Below are 15,984 nucleotides of genomic sequence, written 5' to 3'. Positions count from 1 at the left end.
CGGGGGTTCGATCCCCTCCGCCGCTACCATTTAAAAATTCTAGGACCTTTAGCTCAGCTGGTTAGAGCAGACGGCTCATAACCGTCCGGTCGTAGGTTCGAGTCCTACAAGGTCCACCATTTACAACTTCTTATATGTGGAGGAATACCCAAGTCCGGCTGAAGGGATCGGTCTTGAAAACCGACAGGGGTGTTAAAGCCCGCGGGGGTTCGAATCCCTCTTCCTCCGCCATATTATTTAAAATGGTATGGCTTGAATTAACTATTTTATTATCGCGGGGTGGAGCAACGAGCGTTGCATCATCGAAATACTGCGAGTTGTCCCGACGGACTTAGCTTCTAGAATAAGCTTGCAGAGGAAGGGACAGTCAGTTGCTAATAATAGCGCATGACAAAAAAACTTTATATTTCTATTATCGCGGGGTGGAGCAGTCTGGTAGCTCGTCGGGCTCATAACCCGAAGGTCGTAGGTTCAAATCCTGCCCCCGCAACCAAAAAAATATATTGACAAACAAAAGAAGTTATTGTAAAATAATTTTGTTGTTAAAAAAATGGTCCCGTGGTGTAGCGGTTAACATGCCTGCCTGTCACGCAGGAGATCGCCGGTTCGATCCCGGTCGGGACCGCCATATATTGTGGCTCAGTAGCTCAGTCGGTAGAGCAAAGGACTGAAAATCCTTGTGTCGGCGGTTCGATTCCGTCCTGAGCCACCTTATTTATTTTATAAAATTTAATGGCGGTTGTGGCGAAGTGGTTAACGCATCGGATTGTGGTTCCGACATTCGTGGGTTCGATTCCCATCAGCCGCCCCATATAAAAAATACAAATGCGGGTGTAGTTTAATGGTAAAACCTCAGCCTTCCAAGCTGATGTCGTGAGTTCGATTCTCATCACCCGCTCCAATTTATACAATGGGCCTATAGCTCAGCTGGTTAGAGCGCACGCCTGATAAGCGTGAGGTCGATGGTTCGAGTCCATTTAGGCCCACCATATAATTATTCCGCAGTAGCTCAGTGGTAGAGCTATCGGCTGTTAACCGATCGGTCGTAGGTTCGAGTCCTACCTGCGGAGCCATTTTTGGGGAAGTACTCAAGTGGCTGAAGAGGCGCCCCTGCTAAGGGTGTAGGTCGCGTAAGCGGCGCGAGGGTTCAAATCCCTCCTTCTCCGCCATGTCGAATCATATAAATACTTATTTTCTGGCCCGTTGGTCAAGCGGTTAAGACACCGCCCTTTCACGGCGGTAACACGGGTTCGAATCCCGTACGGGTCATCAAGCGTTATGAGAATTTCTCATGGCGTTTTTTATTTTTAGTAGATTTCTAGCTTCTTGCTACTTTATGGTTAGCAAAAAGAAAAACACCTGTTGCCAGGTGCTTAATCTTGAGAAATAATATCATCTTCTATTTTCTTTGCGGGGTTGTCTAAATCTACATCTGAAAAGAGTCCGGGTGATATTCCGCGGAACATGTCAAATGCTAGAATTTTATCATCTGGGGCATCAAATAGTGGAGCATCGGGTTTTCTATTAACGTCGTCGTCTTTACGTTTCATCTTCCACACCTCCATTTATTATCCTCCCAGTTCTGTCTATAATTATTCTATCTGTTATCACCGTTTAATAAATTTCCGATTCCTCCTAGTATACTTCCTTCACCTGTGCTTCCCCCATTTCTAGGTGCGCTCGCAAAAATACGGTCTGCCATACGGCTAAATGGCAATGACTGTACCCAAACCGTTCCAGGGCCACGTACAGTTGCGTAGAATAACCCTTCACCACCAAAGAAAGCTGTTTTTATTTTTCCTACATATTCGATATTGTAATCGACTTCCTTCGTCATCCCAACTAAGCAGCCTGTGTCGATTCGAAGGGTTTCACCTGGTTGGAGTTCTTTTTTATGGATGGTTCCACCTGCGTGTAGAAAGGCTAATCCATCTCCTTCCAACTTTTGCATGATGAAGCCTTCTCCACCGAAGAAACCAGTACCTAATTTGCGTTGAAAGTCTATTCCGACTGATACTCCTTTTGCTGCACATAGAAACGAATCTTTTTGGCAAATTACCTTTCCACCAAGCATGCTTAAATCAACCGGAATGATTTTACCAGGGTATGGTGCTGCAAAGGAAACATGTTTTTTTCCCATATGGTTATTTGTAAATACTGTCATAAAAAGACTTTCACCAGTTAGGACTCTTTTACCTGCACCAAACAGTTTACCTAAAAGACCTCCACCTCCAGATTCTGATCCATCACCGAAGATGGTTTCCATTGAGATTCCATCTTCCATCATCATCATTGCTCCTGCTTCTGCAATAACACTTTCACTCGGATCTAACTCGATTTCAACAAATTGCATGTCATCTCCATATAGTTTGTATTCAATCTCATGAGCGTTCATTGTATTCTTCCTTTCACTTTAAAAATGATATATAGAAATAATTCGTCATTTGGTTAGTATCTTCCTTTAAACTTTGCACTAAGTATGAAAATAATGTCAGTCTATTGGAGATTTCAATGACAAAATGAAAATGGGATATTATAATATATTTAGAATTTTCTTGAAATAATTAGTCTAAGGGGGATTTTATGAGTTCGGTAGTTGCTGTAAAAAGACGTATTTGGCCTAGAAAGAAAAGATGGAGGGTTATTTTAGTATCAGGAATAATAATCATCCTCTTTCTTGTCGCAAGTTTTATGGCAGGCTATTTATTTCTGAGAAAAAGCTTACCAGAAATTGAAGGTAAAATTAGTGTTGCTGGTATTACTGATGAGGTTGAAGTGATCCGTGATCAAAATGGGGTTCCACATATAAGTGCAAAAAACACTCATGATCTGTATTTTGCACAAGGATATGTAACAGCCCAGGACAGGTTATTTCAGATGGATTTAAGCCGTAGACAGGCCTCAGGAGAGCTCAGTGAGGTCATTGGTAGCTCCCTTATTGAGCAGGATAAATATTTTAGAGCTCTTGGGTTACGTAGAGCAGCTAAAATCTCGTACGATGGATACTCAACAGAAGCGAAGGATGTCTTACAATCTTATGCGGATGGTGTAAATGCTTTTATTAGGGAAGCAAAGGAGAAAAATACATTACCCGTAGAGTTTACTCTTGCTGGATATGAACCAACTGAGTGGAGTCCTATAGACTCGCTCACGATCGGGAAGTATATGGCTTATGATTTAGGAGGCCATTATAAAGGTCAAGCCTTTCGATATTACATGGCACAACATGTATCAGAAGAAAAACTATTTGAATTATTCCCTACATATCCTAAAGACGGGGCAACCGTTCTTCAAGCGATGAAAGAAAATCCTGTTGATATTTCCAAAAGTATTGCACAAGCACCTTTTCCAAATGAGTTTAACGGGAGTAATAACTGGGTTGTTAGTGGGGCGAAGTCTGATTCAGGTATGCCGATTCTGGCGGATGATCCTCATTTAGCATTGGCAACTCCGTCGATTTGGTATGAAACGCATTTACAAAATGACGAGGTAAACGTAAGTGGTGTCATTTTTGCAGGTGTTCCAGGAATTATATTAGGACGTAATGAACATATTGCCTGGGGGGTTACCAATGTAGGTCCTGATGTTCAGGATTTATATATTGAAAAAAGAAATCCAGAAAATCCAAATCAGTTCGAGTATATGGGGGACTGGGAGGATGCGACGATCATTGAAGAACCAATAAAGGTGAAGGATGGAAAAACAATTCCTTATCAGGTTCAGGTAACAAGGCATGGTCCGATTATTTCCGAATTCACCCATGACCATAGGGAGGAGACAGCTTTAGCGTTAAGATGGACAGCTCTCGACCCATCGACCGAGCTTGAAGCGGTGTTGATGTTTAACAAGGCGAAAAATTGGGATGAATTTAAAGAAGCTCTTACATATTTCCATACCCCGGCTCAAAATTTTGTTTTTGCAGCTTCGGATGGAACCATTGCTTATCGAGCAAATGGGCTAATTCCTATTCGAAAAAAGGGAGACAGTTCGGTAGCTGTACCAGGTTGGACGAATGAATATGAGTGGGAGGGATTTATTCCATGGGATGAACTCCCAACAATTGTGAACCCGGAGGAAGGGTTTATTTCTACGGCAAATAATAAAATTGTAACAGATGATTATCCATACCATATTACGAATACTTGGGCACAGCCATATCGTCAGCAACGTATACTGGATGTTTTAACGAGTAAGAAAAAGTTTTCGGTTGACGATATGCTTCAACTGCAGTTTGACCAACATAATTTGCAGGCGAAGGAATTTGTACCGATTTTTCTTGATGTATTAACAAGCAAAAAAGACAAGCTAAGAGAAATCGATAAAGAAGTCTTAAAGCAGTTTGAAGGATGGGACTTTGTGGACCGAATAGAAGATGGGGAGCCTCTAGTCTTTCATAAATGGATGGAGGAATTCGCGAATGTATTGTTTGAGGAATCCATTCCAAATGAAATCGATAACTTGTTTGAAGGTAAAGCCCAAATTGTAGACCAAATGATTCGAAATGCAACAAATGGGGATGAAGGTGTATGGTTGCGTGAAGCTGGTGGCTTAGAGCAGGTAACTCTAAAGTCATTCAAGCGAGCTGTTGATTTTGCTGTTAAACAACAAGGGAAGAATTCAGGTAAATGGCAATGGGGAGAATTTCATAGGGTTCCTTTTAATCATCCGTTGTCTGCAATTTCACCGTTAAACTATCTTTTTAATCAAAATGAATTTGTTCCTATGGGTGGTAGTGGAATATCGGTAGCTGCTGCAAGTTTTAATAAAAAATCAGGCGCGATCACACACGGAGCTGCATGGCGTTCAGTAATTGATTTATCAAACATGAATCAAAGCTATAATGTGGTAGGCCCAGGGCAATCTGGTCATGTATTAAGTCAATTCTATCATGATCAAATTTCTAATTGGACAACAGGGAAATATCACATTACTCATACTGAAAAAGAGAGCTATATGAAAAATAGTTATACACTTCTTTTACAACCAATAAAGTAACAAGAAAGCAGTGGAAGAGATTTCCACTGCTTTGAATTTAATCCTGTGCTTCATCTTGTGTGTAAGGTTCTTTTTCATATGGAGGAAGATCGCCGAACATGGTCATGATTCCTTCTTCATCTAACACTTCCTCGTATCGTTCATGCTGGTTGTTTGGATAGATGATAATTTCTTTCCCTTCGATGTCTGTTGCGACGAAGTTTTCGTAATCCTCTACATAGCCTACATTTTCATCTGATTCGAGGAATACTTCATTATAACTATCAACTGGGTCAGCAAGGTCTGAAGGAGTTTCAGATGTTCCATACTTTGCAACATCTTGCCATGAATCTTCTGCATCAAAGGATACATTATCTTCCTCATCAACAAACTTTCCAAATGGTGGCATTAAAACCCCTTCCTCAATAGGTCGATTATGAGATACGACTTGGGTCGGGGTATGCTCAACGCAATATGTTGTGGTAGGAATTGCTTCCAACCGGTCAACAGGTATTTCCTTACCGCATTTTTCACATTTCCCATATCTTCCTTCAGCAATTGCTTGTAAGGCGTAGTCAATGTCTTTTAACTCTTTTTCAATATGCTCATTAAGTGCAATGTCCTTTTCGCGTTCATAAAGCGCAGTTCCCTCATCCCCTGGATGGTTATCATAAGAAGAGAGTTCCCCCATTGACCCGTGGAAATGACCGCGTTCTAAATCAAAATGATCGCTATCCGTTAATTGTTCTTCAACCTCTTTTTTTGCGTTTATCAACTGTGAACGGAAGGTTGATAATTGCTCATTTGATAACATGAAAAGCACTCCTTCCATAATGATTTCGTAACGAATCTTGTTATGTATTATTTACATAAACACGAAAATCATAAATGTAAAAAAGTGCTTGTATGAAAGAAGACAAAAGAAAAAACACGATCGTAAAAATCATGTTTTTAAAAGAAGTAACCGATAAAGATTCCGATAGATAATAAGAAACCAAAAAATGTATTTGTTTGGGCAGTTGCTTTCATTGCTGGCATCATTTGGATTGGTTCTGATTTACCAATAAAACCAATTATTGCTTGAACGGCTTTTGGAACACTCACCAATACAAGTAGGCTCCACCAAGACGCTATTCCCATAAATGACAAAGCAATAATCCAGACATATGAAATAATAAACAAAACCGCTAAGAACTTAATCGCATTTTTTCTTCCTAATAAAATCGGTAAGGTGCGACGTCCGTTCTTTTTGTCGCCATCCAAATCACGAATATTGTTTGACATATTAATGGCACCAACAAGGATCATTATTGGAATTGAAATTAATATACTTGTTGAAGTAACAGTACCCGTTTGGATGAAAAACGATATTAAAATAATGATCATACCCATAAAGAAACCAGCTGCAAGCTCTCCAAAAGGTGTTGATGAAATTGGGAATGGGCCACCTGTATATAAATAACCAACAGACATACATATAGTCCCCACTATTGCTAACCACCAGCTACTATTCATACTAATATAAACACCTAAAAGTGTGGCAATTCCCATAAAGGCAAATGCCAAGTTCAAAATCACTTTTGGCTTTACTCCATCTCTAACAATTGTCCCACCAATACCGACTGATTCAGCGGTATCAAGACCGCGTTTATAATCAAAATACTCATTAATCATATTAGTTGCTGCTTGAATGAGAAGACAAGCAAGTAACATTGTTAAGAATAATGCCATGTTTATAGATGTATCTGGAAGTGCAAGTACTGTTCCAAGTATAACTGGAACAAAAGATGCAGTGAGTGTATGTGGACGCATAAGTCTCCACCATACTTGAAACCCATTTGAAGGCTTTTTAGATAGCTTCTGATTTGACTGAAGTTCTGTATGCATTAGACTTCTCCTCTCACGTCATATCATGTATATCCAAAGTTCAGTTTAGTGAATTGGACAAGTACTGTCAATGGTTTAATGTAACAAAAAAGACATAAACATTCTTCCCATGATTTAATCCCCAGACTAACATAACTCTCAAAACGTAATAATAAGGAAGTAAGTGGTCATAGTGCGAGTAGGTATGGTAGAATCAAGTTTGTTGACAACTATTCATTATCAGGTATATCGTAGCATTTGATTCATTAATCAAAAATTATCGGGATTATAATACTAAAGGTAAATATATGTTAATGATATACTATAATCATATACTATTTCTAAAGTAAAATTTATTATGGGATACACTTCGGGGGGATATAAGTTGGTCATGATACAACAAAAAGGATTGAAGGATTACATAGAGAAAGGAATGTTCCGTTCAAAGGAGCTTTCAAAGCCGATACTTGTAAGTCAGGTTAGAGAGATTGAGAACATAGACCCCCTATTGTTCTTTTCTGCTGGGAAAAAAGAAACGTTTAAAACGCGATGTTTCTGGTCCAATCCAACAAATGATACGATAATTGTTGGACTTGGAGAAGCTTATACAGTTAGCGATAACGAGTCTACAGAACGTTTTGTTGCAATAGAAGAAGAGTGGAAAAAACTCGTTCACAATGCGATTATAGTGGAAGACTTTGCACCATATTCTACAGGTCCAATCTTAATGGGAGGTTTTTCATTCGATCCGTTAAAAAAGAGAACTGAGCTGTGGGATCATTTTGATGATGCGAAATTTGTCTTGCCTACGATTATGCTTTCTGTCTATAAAGGAAGCACTTATTTAACTACAAATATAATTTGTGAGCCTTCAAGAACAACTTTTGCTGAATCTGATATAGAACAATTAGAAGGACTGTTTAAGAGAAATCAAAAAGATCCAATAAGCACTTCCTTTACAAAAGAAGAAGTCCAACCAAAGGAATGGATGGAATCTGTTCGAAATGCAACAAAAAAGGTACAGGCCGGTGAGGTTGAAAAGGTCGTATTAGCAAGAGAAATTAAACTGCATTTCGATAAGCCAATTGAAAGTGACGCCATTTTAGCACGTCTAAAAGAAGAGCAACCAATGAGTTACTTATTTGCAATTGAATACGGAGATTCATGTTTTATCGGGGCTTCACCTGAGCGTCTTATTAAGAAAAAAGGTGGAGAATTTTTAACGACTTGCTTAGCAGGTTCGATACGACGTGGCAAAACACCTTCTGAAGACGAACAATTAGCTAATGAATTACTTAGTGACCGGAAAAATCTATACGAACATGATGTTGTTGTACAAATGATAAAAAATGCGATGAAAGAATCTTGTGTACGCATCTCTTCACCAACACAACCTGATATCTTAAAAATGCGAGATATCCAACATTTATACACACCTGTAAGAGGGGTAGCAAAAGAAAATGTGTCATTGCTTACTGTTGTAGATCGATTACATCCAACTCCAGCCCTTGGAGGACAACCTAAACAAAAAGCATATGAAATTATTCGTGAGCTTGAGGTTCTTGACCGTGGCTGGTACGGAAGCCCAGTTGGTTGGTTGGATACCAAAGATAATGGAGAATTTGCCGTTGCCATTCGTTCTGGGTTAATAAATAGCAACAATGCATCCTTATTTGCTGGATGTGGAATTGTAGGAGATTCTGAACCAGAAAGCGAATATACAGAAACAATGATTAAGTTTAGACCGATGCTATCCGCATTAGGAGGCTTAGACAATGAATAATGAAGCATTAACTCGGTATGTAGCATCATTTGTTGATGAATTAGTCCAAGTGGGTGTCACAGAGGCCATTGTGAGCCCTGGCTCCCGCTCCACCCCGATGGCAATATTAATGGCTGAACATCCTGATATGAATGTGACAATCAATATAGATGAACGGTCATCCGCTTTTTACGCGCTTGGGGTAGCTAAAGCTACCAAAAAGCCTGTAGCGATCCTTTGTACGTCTGGGACTGCAGCAGCGAATTATTTTCCGGCTATTGTGGAGGCTTATTATTCAAGAGTCCCGCTTATTGTGTTGACAGCGGACCGACCACATGAATTGCGCGATATTGGTGCACCGCAAGCCATTGATCAGAATCAGCTATATGGGAATCATGCGAAATGGTTTGTAGAAATGGCACTACCTGAAAATTCTGAGCAAATGTTGGCTTATGTCAGAACAATGGCAGGAAGAGCAGCGGGTACTGCACAATCAGCTCCCGCAGGACCAGTTCATCTGAACTTCCCTTTTCGTGAGCCGCTCGTACCAAACCTCGATCTTGAGCATCTATGGGGTACAAGCAAAATGGCTAAGAAAAATGTTAACGTTGTTGTTGGTAAACCGACAATGGGCGAGGAACAAGCACAGTTGATAAGTGATGTAGTCAGTGAAAAGCTAAAAGGAATTATTGTATGTGGATCACATGACCATTCTGAGTTTGGACATGCTGTAGCTAATTTAGCAGAAACTCTTCAATTTCCAATACTTGCTGACCCACTATCCCAACTGAGAAGTGGTACACATCCTAAATCATACATACTAGATGGGTATGATGCTTTTTTACGAAACGAAGAGTTCCGAGAAGCTTTTTCGCCAGATATTATCATTCGTTTTGGAGCAATGCCTGTCTCTAAGTCACTTTTGCAATATATTCAAAAACAAAAAAACACACCACAAATCGTTGTAGATGGGGACGGTGGATGGAGAGATCCTACTTTATCCGCAACCGATATGGTGTACTGTGACGAAATAGAATTCTGCCAGGCGATTACGAAACGAATACAGAAACGTAGTGATAATGGGTGGATAAGTTCTTGGATAAACATAAATGAGATCGTGAAAGAAAATATCAACGTGGTACATCAAGAGGAAACCTTATTTGAGGGGAAGGTTTTTACTGAACTTCAAGAAATCCTGCCAAATGGTTCTACTTTATTTGTCGGAAACAGTATGCCGATTCGAGACCTTGACACATTCTTTACGAATAATGAAAAGTCAATTCATGCTTTAGGAAATCGAGGAGCCAATGGAATTGATGGACTTGTTTCAACGGCAATGGGCATTAGTTCGCAAAATGAGCATACGATTCTAGTGATAGGTGATCTTTCTTTCTACCATGATTTAAATGGTTTATTAGCCGCAAAGCATCATCATTTAAATAGTACGATCGTGTTAATTAATAATGACGGTGGCGGTATATTTTCTTTCTTACCACAATCACAGGAAGAAAAGCACTTTGAAACACTGTTTGGTACGCCAATCGGGCTTGATTATGAACATGCCGTAAAAATGTATGGCGGGAAGTTTACTAGTGTTGAGAATTGGGCGGAATTCCGAAAAGCCATATCCGCTTCATTAAATGGTAAAGGCCTTCATGTTGTTGAAGTAAAAACGGACCGTCAAGAAAATGTCATGATTCATCGAAAAATGTGGAATAATGTTTCCCAGGAAATAAAAGACCTGCTTAAAAAGGAACAATAACTATGTTTATATCAACAAACGGGGTTACTTATCATGTGCAAGTGATGGGTGAAGGCGAACCGATTGTGTTCCTTCATGGTTTTACAGGTAGTATAGCAACTTGGAACAGATCTACTGAGCCACTTCATAACAGATATCAATGTGTTTTTATTGATATAATCGGACATGGAGAGACAGATAGTCCTGATGATTTTTCAAGATATCATATAGAAACTGTTGCTAAAGATATCATTCATATTCTTGATGCATTAGCTATCCCAAAAACTCATATAGTTGGTTACTCCATGGGAGGAAGACTAGCTTTGGCCATTTCTATTCATTATTCAACTAGAGTAACTAGTCTCGTACTAGAGAGTAGTTCTCCAGGATTAAGAACGGAAGAAGAGAGAGCTGCTCGTAGAGGATCAGATGAGCAACTGGCAAATCGAATTGAGCAAGAGGGAATTCAAGGTTTTATTGACTTTTGGGAGAAGATCCCGTTATTCTCTTCACAACAGGCACTAACGAAAGAAAGTCAACAAGAAATACGCAAACAACGTCTTAAAAATAATCCAGTCGGTTTAGCTAATAGTCTTAAGGGGATGGGGACTGGTTCACAACCCTCATACTGGGATAGACTAAATGAGCTTAACCTACCGACTTTATTGCTTTGTGGAGAGCTTGACCAAAAGTTTTGCAGGATTGCAGAAGAGATGAGTTTAAGCATTCAAAATGCAAAAGTGGAGAAAATAGTAGAGGTTGGACATGCAATTCATGTGGAACAACCACATTTTTTTGGTAAAATAATAAATGAGTTTGTTTCTGATCATTTTTCTCAATGATCAAAATTACATACAAACCTATACATAAAGGAGGACAAGCTAATGGCTGCAGTTGAATGGGTTGCAGAACGTAAGTATGATGAAATTTTATATGAAACATACAATGGTATTGCAAAGATCACCATTAACCGACCACATGTTAGAAATGCGTTTACGCCAAAAACAGTGGCAGAAATGATTGATGCCTTTGCTTATGCAAGAGATGATTCAAATATTGGTGTTATTGTTCTTGCTGGTGCAGGAGATGAAGCATTCTGTTCTGGTGGAGATCAGAAGGTTCGAGGACATGGTGGATATGTTGGAGACGACCAAATCCCACGATTAAATGTTCTTGATTTACAACGTTTAATCCGTGTAATTCCAAAGCCAGTTATCGCGATGGTATCAGGTTATGCAATTGGTGGAGGACATGTGTTACATGTTGTATGTGACTTAACGATTGCTGCGGATAACGCTATTTTTGGACAAACTGGTCCGAAGGTTGGAAGCTTTGATGCAGGTTATGGTTCTGGATATCTTGCTCGCATCATTGGTCATAAAAAGGCTCGTGAAATCTGGTTCCTTTGCCGTCAATATAATGCGCAAGAGGCATTAGACATGGGTCTTGTGAACACAGTTGTTCCATTAGAGCAGCTTGAAGAAGAAACAATTAAGTGGTGTGAAGAAATTCTTGAAAAGAGTCCAACAGCTCTCCGCTTCTTAAAAGCAGCAATGAATGCTGATACAGATGGCTTAGCAGGTCTACAACAAATGGCTGGCGATGCTACTCTTCTATACTACACAACAGATGAAGCGAAGGAAGGCCGTGACGCATTTAAAGAAAAGCGCATGCCAGACTTTAAGCAATTCCCTCGTTTCCCTTAATGTTCAGTTCTCAGCTTGATGAAGACCTCATCAAGCTGTTTTTGCATTTTTATTACAAACATAAGAGGATTTGAAAAAGATGAATTCAACAGAAATACCAAATTGGCTAAAACAGCGTTCGTTTTTAACGCCAAATCGAATTGCGATAAAAACTGAAAATGAAGAGATATCATTTATAACTTTACATAAAAATGTATTAAAAAGAGCTAACCAGCTCACTTTTGCAGGGATACAAAAGGATGACGTTGTGGCTGTGCTCCTGAAGAACAGTGTTGAGATGGTTGAGGTGATTCATGCACTGAAGTATATTGGGGCAGTTACAGTCCTATTGAATATAAAACTAACAAGTAGTGAGCTAGAATTTCAATTGAGTGATGCTGGCACAAAAATGCTGCTAACGGAACAACCTTTTCTTGAGAAAGTAGCCCATCTAAATATTAAATACATACCATTGAATGAACTTCATGATCTTCCTGAGAAAGGCTGTGAGATTCAAGAGTATTTCTCTTTAGAACAGGCGGATACGATTATGTACACATCAGGAACGACTGGAAAACCAAAGGGTGTTATTCATACATATGGAAACCATTGGTGGAGTGCGATTGGCTCAAGTTTAAATTTAGGGCTACACCAGGATGACTGCTGGTTACTAACTGTTCCGATGTTTCATATTAGTGGGTTATCGATTTTGTATCGAAGTGTCATTTATGGAATACCAGCGGTGATTCACGAAAAATTCGACCCGAAAAAAGCAAATGATGCCATTATGAATCAAGGTGTTACGATCATGTCAGCAGTGAGTGTCATGCTAACGCGGATGATTAGAGAATTAGGGGATGAGAGCTACCCTGAACAGTTTAGATGTATGCTTCTTGGAGGAGGCCCTGCACCAAAACCTTTATTAGAGGATTGTATTGCCCATAATATTCCTGTTTTCCAGACATATGGTATGACTGAAACAGCATCACAGGTTGTTACGCTAGCACCTGAGTATAGTATTTCAAAGTTAGGTTCAGCAGGTAAACCACTTTTTCCCGTGCAAATCAAAATTGATAAAGATGGTACACCTACACGTCCAAATGAAATAGGGGAAATCGTTGTAAAGGCACCAAACGTGACGAAAGGCTACTTGAATCGAATCGATGCTACGATGACCTCAATAGTTGATGGCTGGCTATATACCGGTGACATTGGTTACATAGATGAGGAAGGGTTTCTATTCGTGTTAGATCGCCGGTCAGATTTAATTATTTCAGGGGGAGAAAATATTTATCCTGCTGAACTTGAAGCGGTTCTATTGTCACATCCAAACATTTTGGAAGCGGGTGTTACAGGTGTGGATGATGAAAAATGGGGACAAGTGCCAGCTGCCTTCGTAATAATAGAAGAAAGAAGTAATCTACGTGAAGATGAAATCATTGCTTATTGCCATGAACTACTTGCACGTTATAAAGTTCCAAAATCAATCCATTTTGTGGACGCCCTCCCACGAAATGCATCTAATAAACTTATGAGACGAAAATTAGTTGATTTGATAAAGGATGAGAAAAATGATTAAGGTGAAAAAGGTTACCCTCCATCTCATAGAACAAAGTTTGCTCTCACCGTTTGTAACAAGTATGGGAAAGGTAGATACAAGAGAGAGTATTCTTGTTGAAATGGAGGATGTAGAAGGTGTCATTGGTTGGGGAGAAGTCGTTGCCTTTTCATCACCTTGGTATACAGAAGAGACGATTAAAACTTGCTGGCATATACTTGTCGATTATCTAGTCCCGCAAATTTTAAAAGAAGAGGTTGAGCATCCTCAGCAACTACAAGAACGTTTTCAATTTGTAAAACGAAATAATATGGCGAAAGCTAGCATCGACATGGCTATATGGGACTTATATTCAAAAAAACAAGGAATTTCCCTTTCTAAAGTGATTGGCGGGACGAGAGATTTTATTGATTCAGGCGTAGTCGTAAGTATTAATTCAATGGAGGAAGTATTACGTAAAATCCAGGAGCATGTAAACACAGGTTATAAACGAGTCAAAATAAAAATTAAGCCTGGACAAGATTATGAGCTTCTAAAAGAAATTAGACGAGAATTTCCAAGCCTACCGCTAATGGTTGATGCGAATTCGGCTTATACCATAACGGATACTGACAAACTTAAAGCATTAGATGAGTTTAAGTTGTTGATGATTGAACAACCACTAGCGGAGGATGATATTTTTGATCATGCAAAGCTGCAACAAATGCTTTCAACACCCATATGTTTGGATGAAAGTATAACATCGGCAGAAGATGCCCGTAAGGCAATTGAGATGGGGAGCTGTCGAGTAATGAATATCAAAATTGGGCGAGTGGGTGGTATCACTGAATCAATTCGTATTCATGATATTTGTAGGTCCCATCAAATCCCCGTCTGGTGTGGGGGAATGCTTGAAACCGGCATTTCAAGAGCCCATAATATTGCTTTAGCTAGCCTACCAAACTTCACAATTCCTGGAGATATTTCTGCGTCCTCAAGATATTGGTCAAGAGATGTCATTATTCCGGAAGTTACTGTAGAAAACGGCCAAATTGCCGTTCCAGATGAACCAGGAATTGGATATAAGGTAGATCGCGAATGGATTCAGCATATTACGAAACAGAAAAAGGTAATGAAATGTTAACTTTATTCAGCTTGGATTGGCCCAGCTGAATAAAGGTTAGATAAATAGTAATAGACTTAACGCCATAACAGCCATACCTGCAATTAATCCATAAATGGATAAATGTCCACTATCATAACGTTTAGAAGCAGGGAGTAATTCATCGAGAGAAATAAACACCATAATCCCTGCTACCGCAGCGAAGATCATCCCAAACATGATATCGTTTAAAAATGGCATTAAAATCAAGAAAGCAACAATGGCCCCGACAGGTTCAGCTAAACCGGAAAGAAACGAGAGCTTAAAGGCTCTTTTTTTATCTCCTGTTGCAAAATAGACCGGAACAGCGACCGCGATGCCTTCAGGTATATTGTGAATCGCTACGGCTACTGCTATAGCAATACCCAGGCCAGGGTCTTGAAGAGCTGAAGTAAAGGTGGCAATTCCCTCAGGGAAATTGTGAATCCCAATAGCGAGAGCGGTAAATGTTCCCATTTTTAATAATTGAGCGTCTTCTAATTTGGAAGATGACAGATTCATGTCCTCCACTTTTTTAACCTCATGTGGGTTGCTACTCTCAGGGACAAACTTATCAATTAAAGCAATTAAAAGCATTCCCCCAAAGAATCCAGCAACTGTCATCCAATTCCCCAGTTCATTCCCAAGTTCAGACGTTAGCGCATCTTTTGCTTTAACAAAGATTTCAACCATGGATACATAAATCATGACACCTGCTGAGAAACCGAGTGTCCAAGATAGAAATTTGGTATTCGTTCTGGACGTAAAGAGAGCTATTAAACTCCCTATACCGGTTGCGAGGCCAGCGAATAAAGTTAAACCAAAAGCGAGTAAAAGATTTTCATACATCGCTTATTCTCCTCTCAAGCATTTATTTTCTATTATGTTTTTTGTTTTAATGAATAAATGTTTCCTTAGTGCAACTTTTAAAAGTATCATATGTTTATTTTTTTATTTTGTCAATTATTTTATTTCAAAAAATTCGACATGTTATAAGGATTATGCAAGTTTGAGGAATTTTGTTTCAGCTATTAATAAATATAAAAAGACAGCTGAGAAAATCAGCTGTCTTCGTCACATTTCTATAAATCGCTTGGTACGAAAGTTTTACAATCCGTTTCAGTTTGTTCTGATGCTGTTTTCCCTGAGTGACTCACAACATAAATTGCATCAGCACTACATTTATTACCATTTGCCCAATAGTGACAGTTTTTAACTTCACATAATACGTCTTGTGCCATTTTACTACACCTCTTTCTAAGGAATGTGGTCTAGCAT

General features: G+C 39.4%; 13 protein-coding genes and 11 tRNA genes. 18 read left to right on the top strand and 6 right to left on the bottom strand.

All coding sequences use genetic code 11. From position 1 onward, the window contains the following. Positions 1 to 42 precede the first annotated feature (42 nt). The 11 genes from CKK03_RS09135 (at position 43) to CKK03_RS09085 (ending at position 1,269) form a co-directional block, all read left to right on the top strand. Positions 43 to 119, top strand: a tRNA-Ile gene (locus CKK03_RS09135). A 19-nt stretch (positions 120 to 138) separates the two neighbouring features. Further along, positions 139 to 231, top strand: a tRNA-Ser gene (locus tag CKK03_RS09130). Positions 232 to 416: 185 nt separating this feature from the next. After that, positions 417 to 493: transfer RNA gene (locus CKK03_RS09125), tRNA-Met, on the top strand. A 59-nt stretch (positions 494 to 552) separates the two neighbouring features. Continuing rightward, positions 553 to 628: transfer RNA gene (locus CKK03_RS09120), tRNA-Asp, on the top strand. 8 nt (positions 629 to 636) lie between these two features. After that, positions 637 to 709 (top strand) — tRNA-Phe (locus tag CKK03_RS09115). 26 nt (positions 710 to 735) lie between these two features. Continuing rightward, positions 736 to 811: transfer RNA gene (locus tag CKK03_RS09110), tRNA-His, on the top strand. Between the two features lie 16 nt (positions 812 to 827). Then, positions 828 to 901: transfer RNA gene (locus CKK03_RS09105), tRNA-Gly, on the top strand. Positions 902 to 912: 11 nt separating this feature from the next. Further along, positions 913 to 989 (top strand) — tRNA-Ile (locus CKK03_RS09100). Between the two features lie 9 nt (positions 990 to 998). Then, positions 999 to 1,073: transfer RNA gene (locus CKK03_RS09095), tRNA-Asn, on the top strand. Positions 1,074 to 1,078: 5 nt separating this feature from the next. Further along, positions 1,079 to 1,169 (top strand) — tRNA-Ser (locus CKK03_RS09090). A 28-nt stretch (positions 1,170 to 1,197) separates the two neighbouring features. Continuing rightward, positions 1,198 to 1,269 (top strand) — tRNA-Glu (locus tag CKK03_RS09085). Positions 1,270 to 1,373: 104 nt separating this feature from the next. Here the strand turns inward: CKK03_RS09085 and CKK03_RS09080 are convergent. Continuing rightward, the gene (locus tag CKK03_RS09080) at positions 1,374 to 1,550 is read right to left on the bottom strand and encodes a hypothetical protein (protein ID WP_180271201.1); all 177 of its coding nucleotides are present in this window, start codon (positions 1,548 to 1,550) and stop codon (positions 1,374 to 1,376) included. Positions 1,551 to 1,597: 47 nt separating this feature from the next. Then, positions 1,598 to 2,395, bottom strand: coding sequence for a TIGR00266 family protein (locus CKK03_RS09075; protein WP_099362267.1), 798 nt, complete (start codon positions 2,393 to 2,395; stop codon positions 1,598 to 1,600). 188 nt (positions 2,396 to 2,583) lie between these two features. Here CKK03_RS09075 and CKK03_RS09070 point away from each other — a divergent pair, with 188 nt between their 5' ends. After that, positions 2,584 to 4,995, top strand: coding sequence for a penicillin acylase family protein (locus CKK03_RS09070; protein WP_099362266.1), 2,412 nt, complete (start codon positions 2,584 to 2,586; stop codon positions 4,993 to 4,995). A 37-nt stretch (positions 4,996 to 5,032) separates the two neighbouring features. On the opposite strand, the gene CKK03_RS09065 is transcribed toward CKK03_RS09070, so the two are convergent. Both CKK03_RS09065 and CKK03_RS09060 read right to left on the bottom strand, forming a co-directional pair. Then, positions 5,033 to 5,788, bottom strand: a complete 756-nt coding sequence (locus CKK03_RS09065; RefSeq protein WP_099362265.1) for a TraR/DksA C4-type zinc finger protein — start codon at positions 5,786 to 5,788, stop codon at positions 5,033 to 5,035. A 137-nt stretch (positions 5,789 to 5,925) separates the two neighbouring features. Then, positions 5,926 to 6,861: a 1,4-dihydroxy-2-naphthoate polyprenyltransferase gene (locus tag CKK03_RS09060; RefSeq protein ID WP_099362264.1), complete on the bottom strand. Its 936-nt coding sequence runs from the start codon at positions 6,859 to 6,861 to the stop codon at positions 5,926 to 5,928. Between the two features lie 370 nt (positions 6,862 to 7,231). Here CKK03_RS09060 and CKK03_RS09055 point away from each other — a divergent pair, with 370 nt between their 5' ends. From CKK03_RS09055 to menC, 6 genes are all read left to right on the top strand, one after another. Continuing rightward, positions 7,232 to 8,623 (top strand): isochorismate synthase, encoded by a 1,392-nt coding sequence (locus tag CKK03_RS09055; RefSeq protein WP_342744902.1) that lies wholly within the window; start codon positions 7,232 to 7,234, stop codon positions 8,621 to 8,623. Beyond that, positions 8,616 to 10,364, top strand: coding sequence for a 2-succinyl-5-enolpyruvyl-6-hydroxy-3-cyclohexene-1-carboxylic-acid synthase (gene menD, locus CKK03_RS09050; protein WP_099362262.1), 1,749 nt, complete (start codon positions 8,616 to 8,618; stop codon positions 10,362 to 10,364). The genes CKK03_RS09055 and menD overlap by 8 nt, the downstream gene beginning before the upstream one ends. Positions 10,365 to 10,366: 2 nt before the next feature. After that, positions 10,367 to 11,185: a 2-succinyl-6-hydroxy-2,4-cyclohexadiene-1-carboxylate synthase gene (gene menH, locus CKK03_RS09045; RefSeq protein WP_099362261.1), complete on the top strand. Its 819-nt coding sequence runs from the start codon at positions 10,367 to 10,369 to the stop codon at positions 11,183 to 11,185. A gap of 42 nt (positions 11,186 to 11,227) precedes the next feature. Then, the gene (gene menB / locus CKK03_RS09040; RefSeq protein WP_099362260.1) at positions 11,228 to 12,049 is read left to right on the top strand and encodes a 1,4-dihydroxy-2-naphthoyl-CoA synthase; all 822 of its coding nucleotides are present in this window, start codon (positions 11,228 to 11,230) and stop codon (positions 12,047 to 12,049) included. A gap of 79 nt (positions 12,050 to 12,128) precedes the next feature. After that, a complete protein-coding gene (locus CKK03_RS09035; RefSeq protein ID WP_099362259.1) occupies positions 12,129 to 13,607 on the top strand; it encodes an o-succinylbenzoate--CoA ligase in 1,479 nt (492 codons plus the stop codon). Then, entirely contained in the window at positions 13,603 to 14,709 is a 1,107-nt protein-coding gene (menC, locus tag CKK03_RS09030) for an o-succinylbenzoate synthase (protein ID WP_142354014.1), read from the top strand. Before CKK03_RS09035 ends, menC begins: the two co-directional genes overlap by 5 nt. A 36-nt stretch (positions 14,710 to 14,745) precedes the next feature. On the opposite strand, the gene zupT is transcribed toward menC, so the two are convergent. Together zupT and CKK03_RS09020 are read right to left on the bottom strand one after the other, a co-directional pair. Then, entirely contained in the window at positions 14,746 to 15,555 is an 810-nt protein-coding gene (gene zupT / locus CKK03_RS09025) for a zinc transporter ZupT (RefSeq protein WP_099362257.1), read from the bottom strand. 233 nt (positions 15,556 to 15,788) lie between these two features. Next, a complete protein-coding gene (locus CKK03_RS09020) occupies positions 15,789 to 15,947 on the bottom strand; it encodes a DUF1540 domain-containing protein (RefSeq protein WP_099362256.1) in 159 nt (52 codons plus the stop codon). Positions 15,948 to 15,984: the final 37 nt, after the last annotated feature.

Origin of the sequence: Fredinandcohnia onubensis, from assembly GCF_002734215.1 — a bacterium.
Lineage (GTDB): Bacteria > Bacillota > Bacilli > Bacillales > Bacillaceae_L > Ferdinandcohnia > Ferdinandcohnia onubensis.
Note: the sequence above shows the minus strand (reverse complement) of the source record. Positions and strands in the feature narration are given on the sequence as shown.

Coding starts and splice junctions, on each gene's coding strand:
- CKK03_RS09080 (WP_180271201.1), bottom strand. CDS start 1,550: ATGAAACGTAAAGACGACGACGTTAATAGAAAACCCGATGCTCCACTA.
- CKK03_RS09075 (WP_099362267.1), bottom strand. CDS start 2,395: ATGAACGCTCATGAGATTGAATACAAACTATATGGAGATGACATGCAA.
- CKK03_RS09070 (WP_099362266.1), top strand. CDS start 2,584: ATGAGTTCGGTAGTTGCTGTAAAAAGACGTATTTGGCCTAGAAAGAAA.
- CKK03_RS09065 (WP_099362265.1), bottom strand. CDS start 5,788: ATGTTATCAAATGAGCAATTATCAACCTTCCGTTCACAGTTGATAAAC.
- CKK03_RS09060 (WP_099362264.1), bottom strand. CDS start 6,861: ATGCATACAGAACTTCAGTCAAATCAGAAGCTATCTAAAAAGCCTTCA.
- CKK03_RS09055 (WP_342744902.1), top strand. CDS start 7,232: ATGATACAACAAAAAGGATTGAAGGATTACATAGAGAAAGGAATGTTC.
- menD (WP_099362262.1), top strand. CDS start 8,616: ATGAATAATGAAGCATTAACTCGGTATGTAGCATCATTTGTTGATGAA.
- menH (WP_099362261.1), top strand. CDS start 10,367: ATGTTTATATCAACAAACGGGGTTACTTATCATGTGCAAGTGATGGGT.
- menB (WP_099362260.1), top strand. CDS start 11,228: ATGGCTGCAGTTGAATGGGTTGCAGAACGTAAGTATGATGAAATTTTA.
- CKK03_RS09035 (WP_099362259.1), top strand. CDS start 12,129: ATGAATTCAACAGAAATACCAAATTGGCTAAAACAGCGTTCGTTTTTA.
- zupT (WP_099362257.1), bottom strand. CDS start 15,555: ATGTATGAAAATCTTTTACTCGCTTTTGGTTTAACTTTATTCGCTGGC.
- CKK03_RS09020 (WP_099362256.1), bottom strand. CDS start 15,947: ATGGCACAAGACGTATTATGTGAAGTTAAAAACTGTCACTATTGGGCA.